Here is a 23,401-nt window from a genome sequence, read left to right as displayed (position 1 = left end):
GTGATGTTCGATTAGTGCAATTTCCTGACCGAAATGTCCATTGAGCCTGGTGGCTCTCCCGAGCAGAGTCTTGTCAAAAGTCAGTTTTGGGAGGAATGCATGCGCACACAGGTCGTCATCATCGGGTCAGGTCCATCGGGCCTTCTGCTCGGGCAATTGCTGACTGGTGCCGGCATCGACAACGTCATCCTCGATCGCGTGAGCAAGGACTACATTCTTGGCCGGGTGCGGGCCGGTGTTCTGGAAGAGGGAACGGTCAACCTGATGGACCTTGCGAAGGCCGGCAAGCGCATGCATGCCGAGGGCCTGCCGCATGACGGCTTTTCGCTCGCCTTCGATGGCCGGGATCATCGCATCGACCTCTACGACCTGACCGGCGGCAAGCGCGTGATGGTCTATGGCCAGACGGAACTGACGCGCGACCTGATGGAAGAGCGCGCGCTCACCGGCGCACCGTCGATCTACACTGCGGCAAATGTCGAGCCGCATGATTTCGATGGCCACAATCCATCCGTCACCTATGAACTGGACGGCATAAATCACCGTCTCGATTGCGATTTCATCGCCGGTTGCGACGGCTTTCACGGGATCAGCCGCAAGTCGGTTCCTGAAAAGGCGATCCGCACCTTCGAAAAAGTCTACCCCTTCGGCTGGCTCGGCATTCTTGCCGATGTCCCGCCGGTCAGCCATGAACTGATCTACGCCAACCATCCGCGTGGGTTTGCCCTTTGCTCGATGCGCTCGCAGACCCGCAGCCGCTATTACGTGCAATGCGCGCTCGACGAGAAGATCGAGGATTGGACGGATCAGCGCTTCTGGGACGAACTCAGGCGGCGATTGCCGGCGCACCATGCCGAGGCGTTGGTCACCGGCGCGTCGTTTGAAAAATCGATCGCGCCGCTCCGCTCCTTCGTCGCCGAGCCGATGCGTTTCGGGCGGCTGTTCCTGGTTGGCGACGCCGCGCATATTGTGCCGCCGACCGGTGCCAAAGGTTTGAACCTTGCGGCAAGTGACGTGCACTACCTCTTCGAAGGGCTGCTGGAACATTACCAGGACCGCTCGAATGCCGGGGTCGAGGCCTATTCGACGCATGCCCTAGCGAGAGTGTGGAAGGCCGTGCGCTTTTCCTGGTGGATGACCACGATGCTTCACCGTTTCCCGGATACCGGCGATTTCGACCAGAAGATCCAGGAGGCGGAACTCGACTATCTCACCCATTCGCGCGCCGCCTCGACAGCGCTTGCCGAAAATTATGTCGGGCTGCCGTTCTAAGCCAGGTTGTTCGCCGCGAGATCGCTGCGCAGCATGCCGTAAATGGCGGTGTCCCACCTGATATCGCCAACCCTGGCCGACGACCGCCGAACGCCTTCCTCGATAAAACCGAGCTTCAGATAGGTGCGGATTGCGGCCGTGTTGAAGGTATAGACGTTGAGTTCCAGTCGCTCGAAGCGGGCGTCTGCGAAGAAGCGCGCGATGATGCGCTGGAGAAACGGATGGGCGAGGCCTTGGCCACGAAGCCGCGGATTGATCGCCACGCGGCTGAGCCGACCGACGCCATTTTCCCAGTCGAGCGCGACCTGGGCGTGACCGGCCAGATTGTCGTCGACAATGCCGGCAAACATCCAGCGCGTCGGTGCATCCCCGGATGTCGAAGCCTGCATCTCCTCGAGCTGCGTCTCATCAAGCGGAAAGCGGAGCCCGGGCCCGCCCCATTGAATGAGCGCTTCGGCAGTCGGGAACCAGTCCAGCATGTCGGCAATGTGGTGTCCGGCGAAGATTTCGAGCTGCATTGGATCGATCGCATGGTGGTTTCGGTGAACGGATGAGGGCCGCAATCTCGGCTGACGAGGAGGTTTTGTAAAGGTGGCTCGGTATCCGTTACCGGACGACCGTCAGGCTTTCGGCGCGATAGCCGCTGCCGCCTCGCGGATGGTCTGCATCAGGATGGAAAGCGGTAGCGACGGAATGGAGTCCGCGCGCATCGTCAGGCCAACCGGGCCCTTTGTCTCGCTGGTGTCGATCGGCAGGACCGCAAGTGTGCCATCCTCGATGTCGCTGGCAACGACACCCGCCGAAATGATCCAGATCGCGTCGCTGGCGCGCACGAAGGCGCGGCCGAAGGCGTCGGAGACCGTTTCGATCTGGTTCGGCAGGCCCGGTATGCCGTTGGCAATCAGGAAGTGTTCGACGAAGGGGCGGATGATGGAGGCACGCGTCGGCATCAGCACCGGGTAGTCGCCGAGATGAGCGAAGGCCGATTGCGCGCCGGAAAGCAAGGGATGACCGGCGCGAACGGCAAAAACCACCTGTTCGGAATAGAGGTGCTCGAAGGAAAAGCCGGTCATCTTTTCCGGTGCCGCCAGCCGGCCGACGACGAGGTCGAGATCGCCGACCCGCAACTGTTCGAGAAGCACGGCATTTTCGCCGGTGACGATCTTGATCCGTGCGCCTGTATCTTCCTTCAGGAAAAGCGACATCGCCTTCGGCATGATCCGTGTCGAGACTGTCGGCAATGCTCCGATGCGCACCGGTACGCCATCACCGGAGCGCTCCTGCGAGACCGAATCGAGGCCCTGGCGCAGTGCCGTCAGTGCCGCACCGGCATGGCGAAGAAAGACCTCGCCATAGCGGGTGATCTTGATGCCGCGTCCTTCGCGTTCGAAAACGGCAACGCCCAGAACCTCCTCCAGCTCGCGGATCGTCTTGGTGACTGCCGGCTGGCTGACATGCAGGAGTTCGGCCGCCTTCATGACGCTCTTCTGCCGTGCGACCTCGACAAAAGTCTGAAGATGACGAAACTTGACCCGAGCGTTGACCATGGAATTCATAACTCGTGAGTTAATGGAATGCCGTGAAATATCATTTTACCTAACCAGATTAAACAGACAATTTGGTTGCAGAGGAGAAGCACCGTGCAGTTTGCCCGCATCAACGACATCACAATCCACTATCAGGTCATCGGCGCCACGGCCGAGCGGCCGGTGCTGGTCTTTGCCAATTCGTTGGGCACCGACTTTCGCATCTGGCGTGATGTCATCGTCCGCCTTGCCGGCGACTATGCGATCGTTCTCTACGACAAGCGCGGCCACGGTCTCTCCGATATCGGTCCGCTCCCTTACGCGATCGAAGACCACGCCAATGACCTTGCCGGCCTGCTCGACATGCTCTCGGTCAGCCAAGCGATCGTGTGCGGCCTCTCGGTCGGCGGATTGATCGCCCAGTCGCTCTATCAGCGGCGGCCGGATCTCGTGCGGGCCCTCGTTCTCTGCGATACCGCGCACAAGATCGGCACGCCGGAACTGTGGGCGCAGCGCATCGCGGCCATCGAAGCCCATGGCATTGAGGCGATCGCCGACGGCATCCTTGAACGCTGGTTTACGCCTGAGTTCCGACGCCCTGAAAATGCAGCGTTGATAGGCTACCGCAACATGCTGATCCGCCAGTCGGCGACGGGCTACGCCGCCACCTGCGGTGCGATCCGCGATGCCGATTATACCGAAGCGGCTGGGCGCATCGCCGTGCCCGTCCTTTGCGTCGTCGGCGACCAGGACGGATCGACGCCGCCGGATGTGGTGCTTGGCACGGCTCGCCTTATTCCCGGCGCCCGCTACGAGGTTATCCGCGATGCCGGGCATATCCCTTGCGTTGAAAAGCCGGAGGCATTGACTGCGGTATTGCGCGCCTTTTTCGAGATTGTAACGCATGGAGACAACAGCCATGAGTGATGCCTTCGCGCCCTCCGACCGCTATCGCCAGGGCATGGCGACGCGGCGGGCCGTCCTTGGCGACAACCACGTGGACCGTGCGCAATCGGCCTCGACCGATTTCGACCGGCCGTTCCAGGAACTGATCACCGAGGCGGCCTGGGGACACGTCTGGTCGCGACCGACCTGGACGAAACGCGAGCGTTCGATGGTAACCATCGCGCTTCTGGCAGCACTTGGCCAGGACGAAGAGGTTGCCATGCATGTGCGTGCGACCGCCAATACCGGCGCCAGCCGTGACGATGTCTGCGAGGCGCTGTTGCATGTGGCGATCTATGCCGGCGTTCCGGCGGCGAACCACGCAATCAAGATCGTCAAACAGGTCTTTGCGGAAATGGACGCCGGCAAGGCGGCCTGACGGGAGCAACGAGATGTCCGATAGAGCCAACCGGAAGCCCGAGACCGGCGCCTTTTTTCCCCGCGACAGGAACTGGCATGCGCCGGCGCTGACGCCAGGCTACAAGACCTCCGTGCTGCGCTCGCCGCAGAAGGCGCTTTTGTCTCTCGACGGCACCATTTCCGAAATCACCGGCCCGGTCTTCGGTCATTCGATTCTGGGCGAACTCGACAACGATCTCATCCACAACTTCGCCAAGCCGGGCGAAAGCGCGATCGGCGAGCGCATCATCGTTCATGGGCGCGTACTCGACGAACGCGGCCGGCCTGTTCCCGGCGCTCTTCTTGAATTCTGGCAGGCAAATGCCGGCGGGCGCTATCGCCACAAGAAGGAAAGCTATCTCGCAGCGCTCGATCCGAATTTTGGCGGCTGCGGCCGCACGATCACCGACGAAGACGGCTTTTACTCCTTCCGTACGATCAAGCCCGGACCCTATCCCTGGCCGAATGGTGTCAACGACTGGCGCCCTGCCCATATCCATTTCTCGGTTTTCGGCCACGGCTTTGCCCAGCGGTTGATCACCCAGATGTATTTCGAGGGCGATCCGATGATCTGGAAGTGTCCGATCGTCAACACGATCGCCGATCGCCGTGCGATCGAGCAACTGATCGCGCCGCTCGATTGGGCAAACACCATCCCGATGGACGCGCGGGCCTACAAGTTCGATATCGTCTTGCGCGGTCGTCGCTCGACGCTGTTTGAAAACCGCATGGAGGGCAATTGATGGTCCAGGCGCTCGGCTATTTCAAGGAAACGGCGTCGCAGACAGCCGGTCCCTATGTGCATATCGGCCTCACGCCGAATTTCTGCGGCATTGGCGGCGTCTATGACGCCGACCTCGGCACAACGATGGTGAGCGAACGCACGCTCGGCGAACGCATCACCGTCAGCGGCCGGGTGCTCGATGGTACGGGGACGCCGCTTCGGGATGCGCTGGTGGAAATCTGGCAGGCAGATGCGGCAGGGCTCTACAATTCGCCGTCGGAAATGCGCGGCGCGGCGGATCCGAGCTTCTCCGGCTGGGGACGGTGTCCGACCGGTGCAGAAGACGGCGTCTTCCGTTTCGACACGATCAAGCCGGGGCCCGTGCCCTTCAAGGACGGCCGGCCGATGGCGCCGCACATCACATTCTGGATCGTCGCGCGCGGCATTAATATCGGATTGCACACACGGATGTATTTCCCCGATGAAGCCGAGGCGAACGCCGCCGATCCCTTGCTTTTGCGCGTCGAGCATCGCCATCGCGTCGCGACGCTTGTCGCGACCGGCAGCGCCCCTAGTTATGTCTTCGACATTCACCTGCAGGGTGAGAAGGAAACGGTCTTCCTCGACATCTGAAGCCGGAATGTCACGCGAGAGGCCGATCCGTTGCATCTTGCTGCATGGACGGCGCAAGGCAGACCGTGGCATTCCGTTCAAGCGCGAGCGGGCATCGCGACATCAATCGGGGGGACCATGACCTATTCCGCTTTCGATCATCCCTATCTCTCCGGCCTTCTGGGCGACGAGGCGGTGGCTGCCGAGTTTTCGACTGCCGCCGACATTCATGCGATGCTCTCCTTCGAGGCGGCGCTGGCGCGCGCGGAAGCGATCCATGGCGTCATCCCGGAAAGTGCTGCCGACCGCATCACCGAGGCCTGTCGGGGTTTTTCTCCAGATGTCGCAGCGCTCAGGCGGGCCATGGCTGTCGACGGCGTCGTCGTTCCTGAACTTGTTCGACAGTTGCGTGCGGCCGTCGGTGGTGAGGCTGCAACGCATGTGCATTTTGGCGCGACCAGCCAGGACGTCATCGATACGAGCTTGATGCTGCGCATGAAGGCTGTTGCCGAACTTTTCGGCACTCGTCTTGGCGATGTCGTTTCGGTGTTGGAGGAGTGCGACGATCAATGGGGCGAGCGAGAGCTGATGGGCCGCACGCGCATGCAGGCGGCTATACCAATCACGGTATCCGATCGCTTGCGCACTTGGATCGAACCCTTGCTCGATCACAAGGATCGGCTGCAGGCGATGGATCGTGATCTCTTCGCGGTTCAGTTTGGCGGCGCGGCGGGCACGCTCGACAAGCTGAGGGACAGGGCCGACGATGTTCGCGCCACGCTGGCTGAGGAACTGGCGCTTGCCGATTTTCCGCAATGGCACAGCCAGCGTTCCGAAGTTGCCGACTTTGCCAACGCGCTGTCGCTCATCACCGGCAGTCTCGGCAAATTCGGGCAGGACATCGCGCTGATGGCGCAGCAGGGCGATGAAATCGAACTTGCGGGTGGTGGCGGATCGTCGGCGATGCCGCACAAGCAGAATCCGGTCGCCGCCGAGGTGTTGGTGGCGCTTGCCCGTTTCAACGCGACGCAGCTTTCCGGGGTGCATCAGGCACTGGTGCACGAACAGGAGCGCTCCGGCGCTGCCTGGACGCTCGAATGGCTGATCATGCCGCAGATGGCCGGTGCAACTGCAGCAGCCTTGCGCCTCGCAGCGGAACTTGCCGGCAATATCAGGCGGCTCGGATCCGCCTGAAGGCTAGCGAACCGTAATCCCTAGCATCCGCTTCCTGTGCTTCAGGTTCTGGTTTTGTTTTTGGTTTTGGGGAATTTGCAGCAAATACTCCAAGATTCCAGTTGCCGTGAGAACTAAAACGGGAGGATGAGCGTGGCTGAAAGCTCTCATGCCTCGCGCACACACGGCACTGGCGGCCTTGAGTAATGCAAATCTTATGATGCATTAAGGCGCGCAACGTATCATAAGATTTGCATTATGAAGACCAAAATAATGATCAGCTCAGCTACCAAGCCTGAGCTGCGCACCTTGGGTAGTAAGTCAACTTTCTAAAAATATTACTTTGAAACCTGCAAACGTCTGATTCGCAATGCACTCCAGGCTGGGTTGGAGCAACAACGACTTTCGCTTTGTTCATCACGCCGCTAGAGACCTCGGTGCTTTTGCAGACCGGCAATTCCGTACGTCATCTTCTGATCGCCTCGTTCGTCAAATTTGATCTCCACCACGCCACGGTGGCGCTGATCCCGTCCTCTAGCGTGTATCGAGGGCGAAATCCAACCTCATTCCGAAGGCGCAGTACGGATGCAGTGAGGCAAGGCGGATCGTTTGCCAACGGAGGCCGCGCGCCCAGCCTTACAAGGTCGCGTCTGCCGACTTCTTTCGCGGTTGACTCGATGATCTCACGCAGTTGCCGCGGCTCGCCGCTAGCAATGTTTACGGGGCCTTGCACATCGCTGGCAGCAAGTTCTACAATGGCGTCGGCGACGTCATCAACATGCATGAAGTCGCGAATTTGTTTGCCATCGGAAACGTCCATCGGCAGGCCATCGAGAAGGTTGCAGACTAAATCGCTGAGCAGGCGTCCGCGTTTCTCTCCGGGACCATAGGGAAAGAAGATATGGGCCCAGGCGAAGGAAATTGAGTGCTTCTGCGCGTATGCGTTGACGGTCGCATGAAGAGAGGCTTTGGCCTGCCCGTAAATTGTCGATGGGGCTAGGGGCGTTTCCCTTTCGGTCAAAGTGTGGAAATTCCAGTCGTATTCTGCACAGGTCCCTGCAATGATGACGCGTTTTCCGCCCCCTGCTAAAAAAGCATCAAGAAGCCGAAGCGAAGCGGCCATCCATCTGAGATTGTCAATGCTGGTCCAATAAACGCCGGGCTCAGTGCACCACGCCACGTGGATCATCGTGTCAGCGCCAATCGCAGCTACCCGTCGGAATTCATCAGCGTCAGAATCAAGCAGATCCATCTGATGGAAGCTCACGCCGTCCACTTTTGGATCCGTCCTGCCAAGCGAATACACTTGGCAACCGCGACGGATCAGCGAAGTCGGCATGCTCTTGCCCACGAAGCCGTTCGCGCCTGTAATAATAACTCTCTGCAAGACCCTTCCCTCCGGACACCGACAAAAGCCACCTTTGTAGGACGTAGGGAACCACGGCGACTTCCGGATCTATAAGCCCGATCGTGCGGAAGAACGCAATGAAGCCCATCCGGCAAATGCCAGGCGTTAATCATTGTAGCCGAGGATCGGGCAGCGAGGTGAAAGGCCGAAGACGATTGAACGTCCGCGGGTTCCTCGGATTTCAATCCAGCGATTCGTGGTGCGGCCAATCTGGGCGCCTGGTAGGCCTTCCTCCCGTGCGATTGCCAAGGCTCGTCGCGGCGTACAATAGCGGCGCTCAGCGCGGTAATCGCGATAGTCCTCGTCGTAGTAACGTGGTCCATCGTTATATCTTGGTCCGCCGCCATCGATATAAAGCTCTATGTCTTGTGCAAGTGCCACGCCGGGTAAAAACGACGCGAGCAGAAGGCTAATTGCAGCGATCTTTCTCATGGACGACTCCTCCTAAACCGAGATCCAATTTAGCACCCGGAATTATGAACGCCGCCAGAACGCAAATGTTCAGGAACGAAAAGTTCAGAGTGCGGACCGATCGGCAATCCACCGCCATGTAGTGCTAACACGGACTGCATCCAAATCCGCGATTTGGGTTAGGACTTCTGCGATTGATGACTATCTTGAGTATCGGGGCGGTTCAGCGCAAGCATCGACATGGCTACGATCGCATCGCCTACAAACAGTGATAGGGCATCGAAAGCTTCTTTGCCAAACTCAAACAATGGCGACGCGTCGCAACACTCTATGACTCGCCGCCATTTCCTCGGCTTCATAAAACCCGCGAGTATCATAATTCGTCACTACAGCCTAACACTACTTTGGCAGATTAACCGACAGTTAACGATGATCGGCCATCTTTGGCATCTCAAAAGGGGTGCCGTGGATGGTGGAGCAGGATATTGCACTGACGGATTGGCTGAAGCCGTTCGTTGAGAAGCTTGGTCACAAGAAGCGGCGGCAGATGTGCCCGGTATATATTTCGGGCCTGATCGGACCAGGTGATCGCAAGAGTATCGAGCCGATGGCGGAACGCCTTGCGCCCGATCACTACGACCGTCTGCATCATTTCATCTCGGATGGTGTTTGGGATGCCGGTCCGCTTGAGACGGAACTGGCTGTGCAAGCTGACAGAATAGTCGGAGCTTCAGATGCCTTTCTGGTGATCGACGATACGGGCCTGCCGAAGAAGGGCGATCATTCGGTCGGGGTCGCTCCGCAATATGCTTCGATGCTGGGCAAACGCGCCAATTGCCAGACGCTGGTATCGCTGACGCTGGCACGCGATGAGGTTCCCGTTCCGGTGGGCTTGCGACTGTTCTTGCCGGAAAGCTGGACCAGTAACCAGGATCGGATGGTGAAGGCTGGTGTTCCCGAAGAGATGCGCATATCCCGCACCAAGCCGACGATCGCGCTCGACGAGATCGACAGGCTGATTGCGGCGGGGGTGCGGTTTGGCACCGTGCTCGCCGATGCCGGCTATGGTTTATCGGCCGCGTTTCGCCAAGGGCTGAGTGCACGCGGCCTCACATGGGCTGTCGGTATTCCCAAACATCAAAAGGTCTACCCCCATGATGTCGCCCTGATTTTTCCGGTTTCCGGTCATGGCAGGCCGCGCAAGCATTCGATCCCCGACACCGTATCGATGGCTGCCGAAACGATCCTGGAAGCATCTTCCTGGAAGAAGGTCAGTTGGCGTCGCGGCACGAAAGGCCGCCTGACAGCGCGCTTTGCTGCGCTCCGCATTCGGATCGCTGATGGTAGTCCGCAACGTATCCTCGACAAGGGACAGCAGCATATGCCGGGCGAAGAGGCGTGGCTGGTGGGCGAATGGCGCTCGAACGACGAACGCAAATACTATCTCTCCAATCTGCCGGCCGAAGCAACGTTAAAGCAGCTGGCAGCTGCCATCAAAGCCCGATGGGTCTGCGAGCAAGCGCATCAACAAATGAAAGAAGAGCTCGGCCTTGATCACTTTGAAGGCCGATCATGGCAAGGTCTGCATCGACACGCGCTGATGACAATGATCGCTTACGCCTTCTTGCAACATCAGCGCCTACACAAGGCAAAGCGGGAAAAAAAGGAAGAGGCACGGCCCGCCTAAACCGACACTGCCAGCCATCCGACGCGCGGTCATAAACACCCTCCTATCAGCGTCAGCCCCAGAACGATGTCCGCACTGCAGAATCCGCTTCAGATCGCCAAAATACATTCTGCCAAAGTAGTGCTAAGCCCTTGTATCCGCGCATGTTCGGTATCGCAAAACCGCTGAACACTTTTGCGCGACAAGCCTTGAGCCGTTACGGCGAGCCTTTGTTCGCGGCCGCACACTGCTTGTCCAGCCGCTTGAGGAAGACGTTGATCTCGCGCGCCACCTGCAGGTCGCCCTTTTTCTCGGCTACGGACCGTCCTTCGGTCCAGATGCACCGCGCCTCCTCGATGCGATTGAGCTTCAACATCGCCGCGCCGATGAGCTTCCAGGCGGCCGAATAGCTGGGATCGAATTCGATTGCACGCCTGAGGTGGACAAGGGCGGTCTCGGCATCCGCCTCCTGCAGACAAATGCTGCCGAGGGTGAAGCGCAAGAGCGCGTCGTCACGTCCTTGGTCCAAGAGTTTCTCAAGCACCTGTCGCATGGTCGCTCCCAAATGGGGGTCCGTTCGCGCCGCTCAGATTGTTGGGCACGAGCTGGCCGATGGCAATGGGCGCCCGCCGGATGTGGCCGCAAAGGGCGCCGATCGCTCAAGTGCCTGGTATTGCCGCTCGCTCCAGAGCAGCGGGTCGGCGTAGGCGGCGGTTTCCGTGGCGATGATCGTTCCGACAAAGAGCCGATGGTCGCCCACGAGGATGGAAGCGCTGAGCACGCAGTCGAGCCCTGCGGCGGCGCCGAGAAGACGCGGCCTGCCGGAAGGCCAGTCCGCCCAGATGCCGACGAGATAGCGGCTGGCTGCCGCGACCCTGCCGGCGAAGGCATCGGCAACCAGTTCCTGCCCCTGGGCGAGCATCGCCAGCGAAAATCCATCCTGTTTCGATATGGCGTCGGCAAGCGCGCTACCCGCCTTGATCGAGACGACTATGGACGGAGGGTTTGCGGAAAGCGAGAAGACGGCGGTCGCCGTCCGGCCCTGGCACTCGGAGCCGCTGCCGGAGCTGACGACGCAGACGGTTGACGCCAGCCGCGCCATCGTGTCGGCGAACTGAGGTCTGGTGACGGCAAGTTCGGCGTGAGCGTCGATATCGACAGAGGTGGTCTGGGTCATGGGCGCAATCCGGCTGAGGCATGGGCGTGGCGCCGCCGGTGCGGCACCACGGAAGGCGTGATCAGGCGGACTTAAGCTCAGCCTCGGCGAACTCGTAGTTCGCCAACCGATCGAGGAAATTGCTGACATAGTCGGGGCGGCGATTGCGGTAATCGATGTAATAGCTGTGTTCCCACACATCCAGACCGAGCAGGGCCTTGCCCTCATTGGTGGCGATCGGGTTCGAGCCATTGGCAGTCTTCGTCACCTTGAGCTTGCCGCTGGCGTCGAGCACGAGCCAGGCCCAGCCGGAACCGAACTGGCTGGTCGCCGCGGTCTTGAACGCGTCCTTGAAGGCGGCGACGCTGCCGAAGTCTTCCACGATCTTCCTCTCGAGACTGTCCGGAATGCGCCCGCCCTTGGGCGAGAGATTGTTCCAGAACAGGATATGGTTCCAGTGTTGCCCGGCATTGTTGAAGACCGGCGCCAGTTCGGCCCTCCCGTTTGCATGGCGAATGATGTCTTCCAGCGAAAGGCCGGCGAGAGCCTGATCCTTTTCAACGAAGCCGTTGAGGGCGGTGACATAGGCCTGGTGGTGCTTGCCGTGGTGGAATTCCAGCGTCTCGGCGCTCATTCCGGCTTCGGCCAGAGCGCCGATGGAAAAGGGGAGGGAGGGGAGTTCGAAAGCCATGGTTGAAATCCTCTTCAGTTGGATGGAACGCAGCGAATGTCTTGTGCGAGATCCATCCGGCGTGTATTTAACAAGATAAATCTTTGTAAATCTCCGGGCGATAATATGTCAAGCGATCACTTGTTAAATCCGGATCAAAGCCAGGGACGTTCGCCGGCCGAACGCATCCTGCTGGCGCTGAAGCTGCGTGGGCCGCAGACGGCGGCAGCACTTGGCAAGCGCCTGTCGATATCAGGCGAGGCGGCACGCCAGCAGCTCGTGCGCCTTGCCGAGGAAGGGCTTGTAAATTCCTGGTCGGAGGCGCGGGGCGTCGGCCGACCCTCGCAGTTCTGGGGGCTGACCGCGTCGGGCCATGCGGAATTTCCCGATACCCATGCGGAGTTGACCGTCCAGCTGCTGCGCACGATCCGCCAGACGCTCGGCGACGCTGCCATCGATCGGGTCATCGCGGCACGCGAGGAGGAGACACGAACCGGCTATCGCGCAGCGCTCGACGGCGCCAGGAGTCTGCGTGATCGGGTTGAGATGCTCGTGCGCCTGCGAACCGCCGAAGGTTACATGGCCGGATATGAGGAGGCGGACGACGGCACTTTTCTCTTCGTCGAGAACCATTGTCCGATCTGTGCCGCCGCTGCCAGTTGCCAGGGCTTTTGCCGTGCGGAGATCAATATCTTCCGCGACATTCTCGGTCGCGACGTCGCGGTCGAGCGCACCGAACATATTCTCGCCGGCGCGCGCCGTTGCGCCTATGTCATTGCCCCGGCTCAATCGCGGGCGGTGCACGGGGAGCGTTCCGGCGCCTGATTTTCAGATGCTGTACGGAAATGCTTGTGGCGCCGCGAGACAAACACGGCGTCCCTCGAAAAACGCTGCCTGTTCAGACGGTAGCGCATTTGGCCGGACGCAACGCGCGCCCGGCCCTTCAGATATCAGTCTCAGCGTGCGCCCATGCGAAGCGCGCCGTCGAGGCGGATGACTTCGCCGTTCAGCATCCGGTTTTCGCAGATATGCTGGACAAGGGCCGCAAATTCCTCCGGCTTGCCGAGGCGCTGGGGGAAGGGAACGCTCTTGCCGAGCGAGTCCTGTACTTCCTGGGGCATGCCGGCCATCATCGGTGTTTCGAAGATGCCTGGCGCGATCGCCACGACACGGATGCCGTGCCGTGCCAGTTCGCGGGCAATCGGCAGCGTCATGGCGACGACACCGCCCTTCGAGGCGGAATAGGCAGCCTGGCCGACCTGACCGTCGAAGGCAGCGACAGAGGCGGTGTTGATGATGACGCCACGCTCGCCGTCGTCGCCGGGCGCTTCCTTTTCCATCGCAGCCGCCGCCAGGCGGATCATGTTGAATGTGCCGATCAGATTGATGCCGACCGCACGCGCAAAGCTGTCGAGCCGATGAGGGCCGTCGCGCCCAAGCACCTTTTCGCCCGGCGCAATGCCGGCGCAATTCACCAGCCCATTGAGTTGGCCGAAGGTATCAACGGCGGCGGTGACTGCGGCTGCGCCATCGGCCTCGCTGGTGACATCCGTCTTGACGAAAAGGGCGTTGCTCCCAAGCGCCTCGGCCATGGCCCGCCCGGCGTCTTCGTTGATATCCGCAAGCACAACACGAGCGCCCTTGCCGTGCAGCAGGCGGGCAACGCCGGCGCCAAGACCCGATCCGCCGCCGGTCACAATGAACACTTTTCCGTCGATCAGCATTCCAGAACTCCTCCAATACCGAACTCCGCCACCATTTGGCACTTGTCGCCAACGACGGGGGCCGGAGCTCACCGCCATCAGGCGGTGATGGCGAGACGTTAGCCTCTTTGAAACGCGGCGGAAATCGGCCGAAGTGATTTTTGATTTTGCGCAGAGGATAAAATTGCTCGTCTGTCGTTTCGACCGATTGGAATGGCGCCGCCGCCGCCGCCGCCGCAAGCAAGGCTCGCCGCTAAGGGCTGGTCAAAACCGCAGCAATGGCTTAGAAGCGGCCCGCATCCGGTCGCAGCCCACCCGGTCAAAACAAGGGACCCATAATTATGAGAACTATCGTCATCTGCTCCGGCGGATTGGACTCCGTTTCGCTCGCGCACAGGATCGCGGCCGAGCACGAACTCGTCGGCCTTCTTTCCTTCGATTACGGCCAGCGCCATCGCAAGGAACTCGACTTCGCCGCGGCCTGTGCCCACCGGCTTGGCGTTCCACACCAGATCATCGACATCACCGGCGTTGGCCGGCATTTGACCGGATCGGCGCTGACCGATGACGTCGACGTGCCCGATGGCCATTATGCCGAAGAGACGATGAAGGCTACGGTGGTGCCGAACCGCAACGCCATCATGCTGGCGATCGCCTTCGGCCTCGCCTCGGCGCAAAAGGCCGACGCCGTCGCCGTTGCCGTCCATGGCGGAGACCATTTCATCTACCCGGATTGCCGGCCGGGCTTCATCGATGCGTTCCAGAAAATGCAGGACGAGGCGTTGGAGGGCTATGGCACCGTTCAGCTCCTTGCACCCTATGTCAAGGTCCCGAAGGCCGCCATCGTTACGGACGGCGCCAAGCACGGCACGCCTTTTGGTGAGACGTGGTCCTGCTATAAGGGCGGCGCACGCCATTGCGGTCGCTGCGGCACCTGCGTCGAGCGGCGCGAGGCCTTCCATCTCGCCGGCGTCGAGGAACCGACCGAATATGCCGATCCGGAGTTCTGGCGCGCTGCCACCAGCCGCTTCTCGGCAGAGGAGGTTCGCTGATGTACCGCATCACCAAGGAGTTCCACTTCGCCGCCTCGCATCAGTTGAGCCATCTGCCCGCCGATCACCAGTGCGCGCGGCTGCATGGTCATAACTACATCGTTGAGGTTGAGCTTGCCGCCGCGGATCTCGACGACAACGGCTTCGTGCGGGATTATCACGACCTCGCCCCGCTGAAGCGCTACATCGACGGCAGCTTCGACCATCGCCATCTCAATGACGTGCTCGGTCATGATCGGGTGACGTCGGAGTGCCTGGCCAGGCATTTCTACGACTGGTGCAAGGAGCGGCTGCCGGAAACGTCGGCCGTTCGTGTGAGCGAAACGCCAAAGACATGGGCGGAATACCGGCCATGACGGGCGCGACGATCCGCGTCAGCGAGATCTTCGGGCCGACCATCCAGGGTGAAGGCGTGTTGATCGGCCAGCCGACGGTGTTCGTGCGCACCGGCGGCTGCGACTACCGCTGTTCCTGGTGCGATACGCTGCACGCCGTCGACAGCGAGTACCGCGACCAGTGGCAGCCGATGTCGGTCGAAGAGATCTGGGAGGAAGTCAGGCGGCTCTCGGGCGGCGTGCCGCTGACCGTCTCGCTTTCCGGCGGAAACCCGGCCATCCAGCCGCTCGGACCCTTGATCGCTCGCGGCCATGGCGAGGGCTATCGCTTTGCGCTTGAGACGCAGGGCAGCGTCGCCAGGGACTGGTTCGCCAACCTGGACGTTCTGGTCCTCAGCCCGAAGCCGCCGTCGAGTGGCATGGAAACCGATTTCGCAAAGCTCGACGAGTGTCTTGCGTCGGCGGCGGGGCGGCCGATGACCGTGCTCAAGATCGTCGTTTTTGATGACGGCGACTATGCCTATGCCAAGGACGTGGCGCAGCGCTATCCAGCGCTGCCGGTCTACCTGCAGCCGGGAAACCACACCCCACCCCCGCCGGACGACGACAGCGCGACGGTGGACATCGATGGCGTCATGAACCGCATGCTCTGGCTGGTCGACAAGGTGACCGGCGACAAATGGTTCGATGCACGGGTGCTGCCGCAGTTGCACGTCTTGCTGTGGGGCAATCGACGGGGCGTTTAGAGCGCGGAAAGCAACGTCCATAATTCGGGCTGGGGCCTTGCGGCTTTCGGCCTGCTCAGTCTGCCCGCTCCGCTAGTCAACGCGTGGCGCCGACCAATCACCACTCAGATTGGAATATGTTAAAAAACAACTGCGATCGCTTGCGCCGACGTCCCCGGCGGCGTTCGGCCTTTCATTCCATTCGCATTTATGCAAGAGGCTGTCTCTGGAGACAAACTGAGGACGTTGTGATCGATGAAACGCGGCAGTATGAAATATCCATTCGACCGCCAATTTCTATTTCCGAAACGCAGCATAATCGACCGTGCAAAGACACTATACGACAATGCGCGGGTGTCTATCAGGGAGAGGCGAAGCAAGCAAAACGTTGAGCTATGGTCCGCCAAGCCAATAGTCCCCTTGAACAGCATTGATGTGCCGCTCGTGTTCATCACGCACAACGATATGGCTCTGCTGCCTTCGTTCCTGAAACACTATCGCAAGATCGGGGTAACGCGCTTCATATGCGTCGACGATGTTTCGAATGACGGCACGAAGGAGTATCTGCTCGAACAGCCAGATATCGACGTGTGGACGTCAAACATTAGATTTGAGAAGGCACGCCGCGGCAGACGTTGGCGCGAGGCGCTCTTTGGCAGGTATGGTTATGGACGTTGGTATATTAACGTCGATTCCGATGAGTTCCTCATCTACGATCAGTGCCCCGAAGAAACGATACCTGCGCTAATACAAGTTCTTGAAGACAATGGGATTAAACGGCTGCCGGCACCGATGCTGGATATCTACCCCGGCGTGGAAACCGATAATGCCGTCGACGGAGATCTGCCATGGTTCTCAGTCAATCGATTTGATGCTGATGGCTATGAGATTTCCTATCTCAAGCGAGGTATCAGCGTCAAAGGCGGTCCGCGTAAACGACTTTTCAATGAAGAAAACGAGCTAATCAAGTATCCCCTGATCTATTGGGACAAGCATTGCTACTTCGGTAGCAGCATTCACCGGCCCTTGCCGTACAACCGCAATTTCGCGCCCATCTGGGGCGTTCTCCTCCACTTCAAGTTCTTCACGAATTACCGAGAGAAGATAGCTGAGGCTGTTGATGGCCGCCAGCATTACAATGGCTCGCAGCATTACCAAACGATGAAGGAAGAACTGGATGAGAAAGGCGGTATCGATTTCATGGCTAAGAACTCTGGCCGTTTCACCAATCCGGCGCAATTGGTCGAACTCGGTTTTATGCCCAGCATTTGCTACGATCTGGACGATCAGCCTCGCGCACCTTATCGGGAATGGAAATAGGCTGTTTCCGGTTAGGAAACCTGGGGTTTGGAATGAATAAGAGCAGAGTTGCAATCGTTTTCCCGGTTTACAATGGCGCCAAAACGCTCGAGCGTAGTCTTCAGTGCATAGCTGCGCAGGACTATCCAGATTTTCGCGCATTCATCCTAGAGAATGGGTCGACGGATGAGACCGTTGAAATCGCCAAGCGCTTTTGCTCGACCGATCCCCGCTTCTCTCTGATCAGCAATGATGTGCATCTGAGCGCACTGGATAATTTTGCAAAGGCCGTCAAGATAGGTTCGGCTGCGGCCGAGTTCTTTTGCCTGCGGGCATGCGATGACATGTCGTCTGAAAACTACCTGTCGTCCCTTATGGGCGCGCTGGAGAACGACCGTTCTAAGCTTCTGGCTGCAGGTTCAACGACCCTTATCTCCCTGGGCGGAACGTCCAGGATAAAGCGGCCAAGCCCAGATATATTTGATTTCGGAGGTAGATTTACCAAGGGTATTGTGCCTCGAAATCTGACCTTCCCTGCTGAGTGGATATACGGATTGTTTCGATCAGATGGCGCAGAAGAAATCCTCAACGCCCGCTGGTATGAACTGGGGAATCCCTGGTGCTTTGCCTCGTATGTTGTGTCCGAATTCGTCGTGCGAGACTTGGTAGCCTATATGGACGATGCGTCCTACCATTTCTACGAGGGGTCGGGTTCCGAAAAAAAGTATGGCGCTAAGACATTTAGAGATCGCTTCAGCCAGCGCATGATCTATACGTTCGGTTGCTACAAGCTGATCGAGAAGCTTCCTCCCTCAAGCGTTCTCGCTCGGTTCAAGTTCCTTCGAATGTGCTGGAATGACGCCCGGCGGAAGACGCGATACAAACTGTTTTGGATTTTCTAGCGCTCGCGGACAGGAACCGCTTTTTGCACGCCGAGGAAAATGATTGAAGGACGGTCCTGCGTGCGCGGGTACGACAAGTGTCTGTCTAGTCTATACTGAGACCATTTCGATCCTGAAAGCATGTCGAGATCCTATCGCTGCGTCGCACCTTCCGGCCGGTACTCCAAGTACACGAAGATCCGCGCATCTTGCAACGAGCTGAAAGGCACAACCCGCCTCACATTGCATCGGGATCCCATAGGCTTTTTCAATTGGTATGCCGCGCGTCACAGGCGGCCAGTCGAGCGTATACCTCTGCACTGCTTCGCAACCTTATCTCTACAATGCTGCGGATCTGCTGACTGCCACCCGCTATCCGCATCCCGATCTGAAGGTCATCGCCAACGCCCAGACAGGAGCCGTCACGAAGGCTTGTATCGCAACCGCCTGGCGTCGGTCCGCCTGGTCACCGGTGCCGATGGCAACCTTGCCGAACAGACCGGCTATGCCACCTTCGGCGAGCGCACCAACACGAGGATTCTCAAAATGAAAGGTACCATTCCAATGTGGTATCGAGCCGGGGGGTAGGAGTAGCTTTGATGGTCGTTTCAATTCTTGGCCTGTCGGCGCACGCTTTTGCAGATGAGTTTGCCGGACGTGAGCAACTACGAGAGAGTTCCTCCGAATTCCGGAAGGAGGTCATTAAAATCACGGACGGCGTCTTCGCCGCCGTTGGCTACTCGGCAAGCAACGTCACGCTGATCCAGGGACACAAGGGCTCGATTATCGTCGACACATCCGCGAACCCTGTCGACGCTGAGGCAATCGTGGGCGCCTTTGGGGATCGCTTGGTCCGTCCTGTCCGGGCGATCATCTACACCCACAATCACCCGGACCATTCTGGCGGCGCGAAGGTGTTTGCCGGGACTGACAAACCCGAAATCTACAGCCACCAGACGCTGGTGGAATCCGGTCCAGAGTTCGGAAGGGGACCGCGCGACGGCGGCGACGCCTTCGGCACGAAGCTACCCGACAACCTGTTCATCAACGCAGGCACGCAGCTCGAATACGGCCGTGTGACACCGCATACGCGGGAGGGCTACCTGCCGCCGACCCGCACCTTCAGTGGTGACAGTGAGACCATCGAGGTGGCGGGGGTCCGGATGCAGCTCATCCATACGCCAGGAGAATCTCCCGAGAACACGGCCATCTGGATCGCCGACAAGGGCGTGCTAATCCCCGGAGACGATTTTCTCAAATCGTACCCAAACCTTTCGCCGATTCGTGGCCTTAAGCTGCGCCCCCCGGAGAAGTGGATCGCCAGCCTCGACAGGATGCTCGCCTTGAACGCCACCTACCTGGTCCAGGGTCACATGCGTCCGATCCTCGGGAAGGACGAGGTGCGCAAGGCTCTCGCCGACTATAGGGACGGGATCAAGACCGTCCTCGACCAGACCCTTGCCGGCATCAAGCAGGGAAAGACGCCGGACGAGCTTGTGCAAGAGGTGAAACTTTCTCCTGAGCTGGCAAAGAGCCCATATCTGCAAGAGTACTACGGCAGTGTCGCTTGGACCGTACGCGGCATTTACGCCGATTATGTCGGATGGTTCGATGGGAACGCCACCAATCTGAACCCTCTGCCACCTGCGGAGCGTGCCCGCAAAATGCTCGAAATGACAGGAGGGGCAGAGCAGATGATTGCTCGTGCCAGGGAAGCAGTCGAAGCAAAGGAGTTTCAATGGGCGGCCGAGATGATCGATTATGTACTGGCCATTGACCCTGCGAATATGGCAGCCAACGAGATCAAGGCCCGGGCACTAACCGAGTTGGGCGAGCGCCAGATCAATGCCACCGCCCGTAACTATTACCTCACCACAGCTCAATACCTGTCGAAGGGAAAGGAACAGAACTAGTCTTCACAACGGAGTGGCCGTCACTAGACGGCGTCCGATGCCGGCGTCTTGCGCAACGGTAATGAAAGAGCTCCCATCATGGCTTCGAACACCACACGATAACCAGTTTCCGAGCCCTAGGTCCCTCTCAAACCCGTGCTCGCTCGGACGCGAAAGGCGGCGACCGATAACCGCGTTCTTTCACAAAGATCGGCTACGTCGCTTACCCAAAAAGGGTGCCGCCAGGCCGCACGGGTATCAACTGCCTGAATGGGGCGTTCTCGATTTTATTTCTACAACATGGACTGACGATCTGCGCAAACCGTGAGACACGCTAGGCCGTAATGCAGGAGCATCCGTCGGCATCACGGCCGCGTCAGTAACATCGAGATGCCTTGTCCAACGCCAATACACATGGTGGCGACAGCTCGCCTTGCTCCTCGAAGTTCAAGTTCCAGTGCTGCGGTCAGCGCAAGGCGCGCACCGGACATGCCGAGAGGATGTCCCAAGGCAATGGCGCCGCCGTTGGGATTTACGTGGGCGGCATCATCCGCAAGGCCTAGCTGCCGCATGCAGGCGAGAGCCTGGGCTGCGAAGGCTTCATTGAGCTCGAGGACATCGATATCGCCGATGCCAACGCCGAGACGGTCCAGGAGCTTTCTGGTGGAATAGACAGGGCCCATACCCATGATGCGTGGAGGAACACCCGCCGTTGCCATCCCTTCGACGCGAGCAAGCGGCGTGAGGCCGTAGTGTTCGACCGCGCGGCCTGAGGCAAGCAGAAGTGCGGCCGCGCCGTCGTTGACACCGGATGCATTGCCGGCTGTCACGGTGCCATTGGTGCGGAACGGCGTCGGCAGGTTGGCGAGCTTCTCGAACGTTGTCTCGCGCGGATGCTCATCCTCTAAGACGTGCGTCGTCTCGCCCTTGCGCCCTTTGATCGGATAGGGGGCGATTTCGCGCGCGAAGCGGCCGCTCTTTTGCGCAGCCGCAGCGCGGGCCTGGCTGCGGAGCGCAAAGCCGTCCTGGTCCGCGCGTGAGATAGCAAACTCGGCTGCAACGTTTTCGGCGGTCTCCTGCATGGACTCGATGCCGTACCGTTCTTGCATGACCGGATTGACGAACCGCCAGCCGATCGTCGTGTCGTACACCTCGGTGCTGCGTTGGAAGGCGTTTTGGGCCTTCGGCATGACGAAAGGCGCGCGCGACATGCTTTCGACGCCACCGGCAATCACGACTTCCGCCTCGCCGAGCCGGATCGCGCGTGCGGCGTAACCGACGGCATCCAGCCCCGAGCCGCAAAGCCGGTTGATCGTCGTGCCAGGAACCGCGTCCGGCAATCCGGCAAGCAAGGCGGCCATGCGGGCCACGTTGCGGTTGTCTTCGCCCGCCTGGTTGGCACAACCGAAGACGACCTCATCGATCGCTTCGGCCGGTACGGACGCGACGCGCGCCAGCGCCTCGCGGATTACGTGCGCGGCGAGGTCGTCGGCACGGGCGACCGACAAAGCGCCGCCGTATCGGCCGATGGGCGTGCGGACGCCATCAATGATATAGGCCTCGCTCATGATTTCAGGTCCTTGCCTTGCTGCGCGGTAAACATCGGCCCGCCCTTGTGGGCCGGAAAGCCGTAACCGTTGATCATCACCAGATCGATGTCGCCGGGGCGCGCGGCGATGCCTTCGGCCAGCAGCGCCGTTCCTTCATCGACCATCGCCTTCAAAAGCCGGCCCATGATCTCTTCGGCAGTGATGGCTCGCGGCGTGATGTTCTTGGCGGCGCGCGCCGCCTTGATCATCGCCGTCACTTCCGGATCGACGGTGCGCTCGCCGTTGGGGTAGGCGTACCAGCCGCGGCCACTCTTGCGGCCAAGACGGCCCGCCTCGCAAAGCCTATCGGCGATCTCGACATAACGTGCGACAGGATCCCGCGTCGCGGCCTGCCGCTTCCGGCGCGCCCAGGCGATCTCCAACCCGGCCATGTCATTGACGGCGAAGATGCCCATCGGAAAACCGTAAGCTTCGAAGGCGGCGTCGATCTCGTCGGGCACGGCGCCATCCTCGAGCATGAACTCTGCCTCGCGACGATAGGCGGAGAAGATGCGGTTGCCGATAAAACCTTCGGTAACGCCGCAGACAATGGGTAACTTGCCCAGGCGTTTCACGAAGGCGACTGCGCTCGCCAGCACATCGGGTGCGGTCTTGGCGCAATCGACGACTTCGACAAGCCGCATGACATTGGCGGGTGAGAAGAAGTGCAATCCGACCACCCGCGTCGGATAGGTCGTCGCCGCGGCGATCACGTCGGGATCGAGGTAGCTGGTGTTGGTTGCCAAAATGGTGCCTGGCGCAAGGATGCCGTCGAGCCGGCAAAACAAGTCCATCTTGACCTGGAGGTCGTCGAACACCGCTTCGATGACGAGATCAGCGGTGACGAGGTCTGCCGCTTCAGCGGTGGTCTGTAATCGGGCGATGCAGTCGTCGCGTCCATCCGCGTCCATCCGTCCGGAGCGGACGGTTTTGTCGAGTGTCTCGGCAATGCGGGTGCGCGCGTCGGCGGCTGCTTCCTTTGTCTGCTCCAAAGCGATGACGCGACAGCCGCTGGTCAGGGCCGAGACCGCAATGCCTGCCCCCATCAGCCCCGCGCCGACCACCGCAATTGTCTCGATTCTGCGTGGCGAGACTGTCTCTAAGCCTTCGACCTTGCCGGCGGCGCGTTCGGCAAAGAATACGTGCCGCAGGGCAGCGGACTCGACGGAGTCGCGTAAACGCAGGAATGTGCGGCGTTCTTCCGCCAATCCCTGTTTCAGATCGACTTGACCGGCCGCCTTGACGAGACGTACCGCCTCGACCGGAGCGGATTGGCCGCGGGCTCGCGCCAGGACCTTCGCCTCCGCCGCGCTGACGGCTGCTGCGTCCACCGTCGGGACCGCCATCAAGCCGGTGCGACGGAGCGGCTTTGCACCCAGTTCGCGCAGGAGCGTAAGGGCGGCGGCTACAGGGTCCGCGGTGGTGCCATCGGCAAGGCCGAGTGCGACAGCTTCGCTCACGTTGACGGTGCGCCCCGTTCCGATGAGATCGATGGCCGCGATCGTGCCGATCAGCCGTGGCAGGCGTTGTGTCCCGCCAGCACCCGGAACGATGCCGAGCTTCACTTCGGGCAGTCCGAACGCGGCCTTTTCTCCAGCTATGCGGCCGTGGCAGGCGAGCGCCACCTCGCAGCCTCCGCCAAGGGCGGAGCCATTCACCGAGCAGACGACCGGCTTTTCGAAAGTCTCGATGCGATCGATCACCTCGGGAAGCATCGGCTCCATGGGAGGTTTGCCAAACTCCTTGATATCAGCACCGCCGATAAACGTGCTGCCCGCACCGGTGATCACGAGACCGGTAATCGTCGGAAGGTCAGTAGCATGATCCAAAGCAGCCATCAGGCCGGACCTGACATGCGCCGACAGCGCGTTGACGGGCGGGTTGTCGATGGTGACGACGAGAGCACCTTGTTCCCGACGGGCGGAAACGCTCTGCGAAAATCTGATCTCTGGCATGTCGGCAA

The 23,401-nt window shown here is 60.1% G+C and carries 24 protein-coding genes and 1 pseudogene; 15 read left to right on the top strand and 10 right to left on the bottom strand.

The genetic code is table 11. The features are described 5' to 3' along the window. Window positions 1-99: 99 nt before the first annotated feature. Window positions 100-1,272: a 4-hydroxybenzoate 3-monooxygenase gene (gene pobA / locus ASD02_RS06195; protein ID WP_057218981.1), complete on the top strand. Its 1,173-nt coding sequence runs from the start codon at window positions 100-102 to the stop codon at window positions 1,270-1,272. Here pobA and ASD02_RS06190 read toward each other — a convergent pair. Beyond that, the gene (locus ASD02_RS06190; protein WP_057218979.1) at window positions 1,269-1,790 is read right to left on the bottom strand and encodes a GNAT family protein; all 522 of its coding nucleotides are present in this window, start codon (window positions 1,788-1,790) and stop codon (window positions 1,269-1,271) included. The genes pobA and ASD02_RS06190 overlap by 4 nt on opposite strands. A gap of 102 nt (window positions 1,791-1,892) precedes the next feature. After that, the gene (gene pcaQ, locus ASD02_RS06185; protein WP_057220381.1) at window positions 1,893-2,819 is read right to left on the bottom strand and encodes a pca operon transcription factor PcaQ; all 927 of its coding nucleotides are present in this window, start codon (window positions 2,817-2,819) and stop codon (window positions 1,893-1,895) included. A gap of 93 nt (window positions 2,820-2,912) precedes the next feature. Here pcaQ and pcaD point away from each other — a divergent pair, with 93 nt between their 5' ends. The 5 genes from pcaD to ASD02_RS06160 all read left to right on the top strand — a co-directional run bounded on the left by pcaD (window position 2,913) and on the right by ASD02_RS06160 (window position 6,672). Continuing rightward, window positions 2,913-3,725, top strand: a complete 813-nt coding sequence (pcaD, locus tag ASD02_RS06180) for a 3-oxoadipate enol-lactonase (RefSeq protein WP_057220349.1) — start codon at window positions 2,913-2,915, stop codon at window positions 3,723-3,725. Further along, the gene (gene pcaC, locus ASD02_RS06175; RefSeq protein ID WP_057220348.1) at window positions 3,718-4,122 is read left to right on the top strand and encodes a 4-carboxymuconolactone decarboxylase; all 405 of its coding nucleotides are present in this window, start codon (window positions 3,718-3,720) and stop codon (window positions 4,120-4,122) included. Before pcaD ends, pcaC begins: the two co-directional genes overlap by 8 nt. 13 nt (window positions 4,123-4,135) lie before the next feature. Continuing rightward, window positions 4,136-4,885 (top strand): protocatechuate 3,4-dioxygenase subunit beta, encoded by a 750-nt coding sequence (gene pcaH / locus ASD02_RS06170; RefSeq protein ID WP_025429132.1) that lies wholly within the window; start codon window positions 4,136-4,138, stop codon window positions 4,883-4,885. Beyond that, window positions 4,885-5,499, top strand: coding sequence for a protocatechuate 3,4-dioxygenase subunit alpha (gene pcaG, locus ASD02_RS06165; protein ID WP_057218973.1), 615 nt, complete (start codon window positions 4,885-4,887; stop codon window positions 5,497-5,499). The genes pcaH and pcaG overlap by 1 nt, the downstream gene beginning before the upstream one ends. A gap of 117 nt (window positions 5,500-5,616) precedes the next feature. Then, window positions 5,617-6,672 carry a 3-carboxy-cis,cis-muconate cycloisomerase gene (locus tag ASD02_RS06160; protein ID WP_057220347.1) on the top strand — a complete coding sequence of 352 codons (1,056 nt, stop codon included), beginning with the start codon at window positions 5,617-5,619 and terminating at the stop codon, window positions 6,670-6,672. 445 nt (window positions 6,673-7,117) lie between these two features. On the opposite strand, the gene ASD02_RS06155 is transcribed toward ASD02_RS06160, so the two are convergent. Together ASD02_RS06155 and ASD02_RS36720 are read right to left on the bottom strand one after the other, a co-directional pair. Further along, window positions 7,118-8,038 carry an NAD(P)-dependent oxidoreductase gene (locus tag ASD02_RS06155; protein WP_057220346.1) on the bottom strand — a complete coding sequence of 307 codons (921 nt, stop codon included), beginning with the start codon at window positions 8,036-8,038 and terminating at the stop codon, window positions 7,118-7,120. Window positions 8,039-8,164: 126 nt separating this feature from the next. Further along, entirely contained in the window at window positions 8,165-8,491 is a 327-nt protein-coding gene (locus tag ASD02_RS36720) for a hypothetical protein (protein WP_082555460.1), read from the bottom strand. Window positions 8,492-8,697: 206 nt separating this feature from the next. On the opposite strand from ASD02_RS36720, the pseudogene ASD02_RS39525 reads away from it, so the two are divergent. Together ASD02_RS39525 and ASD02_RS06145 are read left to right on the top strand one after the other, a co-directional pair. Beyond that, window positions 8,698-8,851: pseudogene (locus tag ASD02_RS39525) on the top strand (IS5/IS1182 family transposase); the annotation flags it as partial. 88 nt (window positions 8,852-8,939) lie between these two features. Beyond that, complete coding sequence (locus tag ASD02_RS06145; RefSeq protein ID WP_082555459.1) at window positions 8,940-10,157, top strand: IS701 family transposase; 1,218 nt, start codon at window positions 8,940-8,942, stop codon at window positions 10,155-10,157. Between the two features lie 196 nt (window positions 10,158-10,353). Here the strand turns inward: ASD02_RS06145 and ASD02_RS06140 are convergent, their stop codons facing one another. The 3 genes from ASD02_RS06140 to ASD02_RS06130 form a co-directional block, all read right to left on the bottom strand. Further along, a complete protein-coding gene (locus ASD02_RS06140; RefSeq protein WP_057220345.1) occupies window positions 10,354-10,689 on the bottom strand; it encodes a hypothetical protein in 336 nt (111 codons plus the stop codon). 33 nt (window positions 10,690-10,722) lie between these two features. Beyond that, window positions 10,723-11,313 carry a flavin reductase family protein gene (locus tag ASD02_RS06135; RefSeq protein ID WP_057220344.1) on the bottom strand — a complete coding sequence of 197 codons (591 nt, stop codon included), beginning with the start codon at window positions 11,311-11,313 and terminating at the stop codon, window positions 10,723-10,725. Window positions 11,314-11,374: 61 nt separating this feature from the next. Continuing rightward, the gene (locus ASD02_RS06130) at window positions 11,375-11,983 is read right to left on the bottom strand and encodes a superoxide dismutase (RefSeq protein WP_057220343.1); all 609 of its coding nucleotides are present in this window, start codon (window positions 11,981-11,983) and stop codon (window positions 11,375-11,377) included. A 105-nt stretch (window positions 11,984-12,088) separates the two neighbouring features. On the opposite strand from ASD02_RS06130, the gene ASD02_RS06125 reads away from it, so the two are divergent. Then, the gene (locus ASD02_RS06125; RefSeq protein WP_057220342.1) at window positions 12,089-12,787 is read left to right on the top strand and encodes a metalloregulator ArsR/SmtB family transcription factor; all 699 of its coding nucleotides are present in this window, start codon (window positions 12,089-12,091) and stop codon (window positions 12,785-12,787) included. 131 nt (window positions 12,788-12,918) lie between these two features. On the opposite strand, the gene ASD02_RS06120 is transcribed toward ASD02_RS06125, so the two are convergent. Further along, window positions 12,919-13,686: an SDR family NAD(P)-dependent oxidoreductase gene (locus tag ASD02_RS06120; protein ID WP_057220341.1), complete on the bottom strand. Its 768-nt coding sequence runs from the start codon at window positions 13,684-13,686 to the stop codon at window positions 12,919-12,921. Between the two features lie 320 nt (window positions 13,687-14,006). Between ASD02_RS06120 and queC the strand changes: the two genes are divergently transcribed. The 6 genes from queC to ASD02_RS06090 all read left to right on the top strand — a co-directional run bounded on the left by queC (window position 14,007) and on the right by ASD02_RS06090 (window position 19,870). Next, on the top strand, window positions 14,007-14,717 hold the full coding sequence (gene queC / locus ASD02_RS06115; RefSeq protein ID WP_057220340.1) for a 7-cyano-7-deazaguanine synthase QueC: 711 nt from the start codon (window positions 14,007-14,009) through the stop codon (window positions 14,715-14,717). After that, window positions 14,717-15,073, top strand: a complete 357-nt coding sequence (gene queD / locus ASD02_RS06110) for a 6-carboxytetrahydropterin synthase QueD (RefSeq protein WP_057220339.1) — start codon at window positions 14,717-14,719, stop codon at window positions 15,071-15,073. The genes queC and queD overlap by 1 nt, the downstream gene beginning before the upstream one ends. Further along, window positions 15,070-15,798: a 7-carboxy-7-deazaguanine synthase QueE gene (queE, locus tag ASD02_RS06105; RefSeq protein WP_057220338.1), complete on the top strand. Its 729-nt coding sequence runs from the start codon at window positions 15,070-15,072 to the stop codon at window positions 15,796-15,798. The genes queD and queE overlap by 4 nt, the downstream gene beginning before the upstream one ends. A gap of 234 nt (window positions 15,799-16,032) precedes the next feature. Then, entirely contained in the window at window positions 16,033-17,097 is a 1,065-nt protein-coding gene (locus tag ASD02_RS06100) for a glycosyltransferase family 2 protein (protein ID WP_156408362.1), read from the top strand. Window positions 17,098-17,129: 32 nt separating this feature from the next. After that, window positions 17,130-17,978, top strand: coding sequence for a glycosyltransferase family 2 protein (locus tag ASD02_RS06095; protein WP_057220337.1), 849 nt, complete (start codon window positions 17,130-17,132; stop codon window positions 17,976-17,978). Window positions 17,979-18,556: 578 nt separating this feature from the next. After that, a complete protein-coding gene (locus ASD02_RS06090; RefSeq protein ID WP_057220336.1) occupies window positions 18,557-19,870 on the top strand; it encodes an alkyl/aryl-sulfatase in 1,314 nt (437 codons plus the stop codon). 344 nt (window positions 19,871-20,214) lie between these two features. On the opposite strand, the gene pcaF is transcribed toward ASD02_RS06090, so the two are convergent. Continuing rightward, complete coding sequence (gene pcaF, locus ASD02_RS06085; RefSeq protein WP_057220335.1) at window positions 20,215-21,417, bottom strand: 3-oxoadipyl-CoA thiolase; 1,203 nt, start codon at window positions 21,415-21,417, stop codon at window positions 20,215-20,217. Next, window positions 21,414-23,393, bottom strand: coding sequence for a 3-hydroxyacyl-CoA dehydrogenase NAD-binding domain-containing protein (locus ASD02_RS06080; RefSeq protein ID WP_057220334.1), 1,980 nt, complete (start codon window positions 23,391-23,393; stop codon window positions 21,414-21,416). The genes pcaF and ASD02_RS06080 overlap by 4 nt, the downstream gene beginning before the upstream one ends. Between the last annotated feature and the right edge of the window lie 8 nt (window positions 23,394-23,401).

The organism is Ensifer sp. Root1252, from assembly GCF_001425885.1.
Classification (GTDB): Bacteria; Pseudomonadota; Alphaproteobacteria; order Rhizobiales; family Rhizobiaceae; genus Ensifer; species Ensifer canadensis.
The sequence above is the reverse complement of the archived record's forward strand: the minus strand, read 5'-3'. Positions and strand labels throughout refer to the sequence as shown.

What these genes read in the sequence shown, in the direction of transcription:
- pobA (WP_057218981.1), top strand. Translation starts at nt 100, where the DNA reads ATGCGCACACAGGTCGTCATCATCGGGTCAGGTCCATCGGGCCTTCTG.
- ASD02_RS06190 (WP_057218979.1), bottom strand. Translation starts at nt 1,790, where the DNA reads ATGCAGCTCGAAATCTTCGCCGGACACCACATTGCCGACATGCTGGAC.
- pcaQ (WP_057220381.1), bottom strand. Translation starts at nt 2,819, where the DNA reads ATGGTCAACGCTCGGGTCAAGTTTCGTCATCTTCAGACTTTTGTCGAG.
- pcaC (WP_057220348.1), top strand. Translation starts at nt 3,718, where the DNA reads ATGAGTGATGCCTTCGCGCCCTCCGACCGCTATCGCCAGGGCATGGCG.
- pcaH (WP_025429132.1), top strand. Translation starts at nt 4,136, where the DNA reads ATGTCCGATAGAGCCAACCGGAAGCCCGAGACCGGCGCCTTTTTTCCC.
- pcaG (WP_057218973.1), top strand. Translation starts at nt 4,885, where the DNA reads ATGGTCCAGGCGCTCGGCTATTTCAAGGAAACGGCGTCGCAGACAGCC.
- ASD02_RS06160 (WP_057220347.1), top strand. Translation starts at nt 5,617, where the DNA reads ATGACCTATTCCGCTTTCGATCATCCCTATCTCTCCGGCCTTCTGGGC.
- ASD02_RS36720 (WP_082555460.1), bottom strand. Translation starts at nt 8,491, where the DNA reads ATGAGAAAGATCGCTGCAATTAGCCTTCTGCTCGCGTCGTTTTTACCC.
- ASD02_RS06145 (WP_082555459.1), top strand. Translation starts at nt 8,940, where the DNA reads ATGGTGGAGCAGGATATTGCACTGACGGATTGGCTGAAGCCGTTCGTT.
- ASD02_RS06140 (WP_057220345.1), bottom strand. Translation starts at nt 10,689, where the DNA reads ATGCGACAGGTGCTTGAGAAACTCTTGGACCAAGGACGTGACGACGCG.
- ASD02_RS06135 (WP_057220344.1), bottom strand. Translation starts at nt 11,313, where the DNA reads ATGACCCAGACCACCTCTGTCGATATCGACGCTCACGCCGAACTTGCC.
- ASD02_RS06130 (WP_057220343.1), bottom strand. Translation starts at nt 11,983, where the DNA reads ATGGCTTTCGAACTCCCCTCCCTCCCCTTTTCCATCGGCGCTCTGGCC.
- ASD02_RS06125 (WP_057220342.1), top strand. Translation starts at nt 12,089, where the DNA reads ATGTCAAGCGATCACTTGTTAAATCCGGATCAAAGCCAGGGACGTTCG.
- ASD02_RS06120 (WP_057220341.1), bottom strand. Translation starts at nt 13,686, where the DNA reads ATGCTGATCGACGGAAAAGTGTTCATTGTGACCGGCGGCGGATCGGGT.
- queC (WP_057220340.1), top strand. Translation starts at nt 14,007, where the DNA reads ATGAGAACTATCGTCATCTGCTCCGGCGGATTGGACTCCGTTTCGCTC.
- queD (WP_057220339.1), top strand. Translation starts at nt 14,717, where the DNA reads ATGTACCGCATCACCAAGGAGTTCCACTTCGCCGCCTCGCATCAGTTG.
- queE (WP_057220338.1), top strand. Translation starts at nt 15,070, where the DNA reads ATGACGGGCGCGACGATCCGCGTCAGCGAGATCTTCGGGCCGACCATC.
- ASD02_RS06100 (WP_156408362.1), top strand. Translation starts at nt 16,033, where the DNA reads ATGAAACGCGGCAGTATGAAATATCCATTCGACCGCCAATTTCTATTT.
- ASD02_RS06095 (WP_057220337.1), top strand. Translation starts at nt 17,130, where the DNA reads ATGAATAAGAGCAGAGTTGCAATCGTTTTCCCGGTTTACAATGGCGCC.
- ASD02_RS06090 (WP_057220336.1), top strand. Translation starts at nt 18,557, where the DNA reads ATGGTCGTTTCAATTCTTGGCCTGTCGGCGCACGCTTTTGCAGATGAG.
- pcaF (WP_057220335.1), bottom strand. Translation starts at nt 21,417, where the DNA reads ATGAGCGAGGCCTATATCATTGATGGCGTCCGCACGCCCATCGGCCGA.
- ASD02_RS06080 (WP_057220334.1), bottom strand. Translation starts at nt 23,393, where the DNA reads ATGCCAGAGATCAGATTTTCGCAGAGCGTTTCCGCCCGTCGGGAACAA.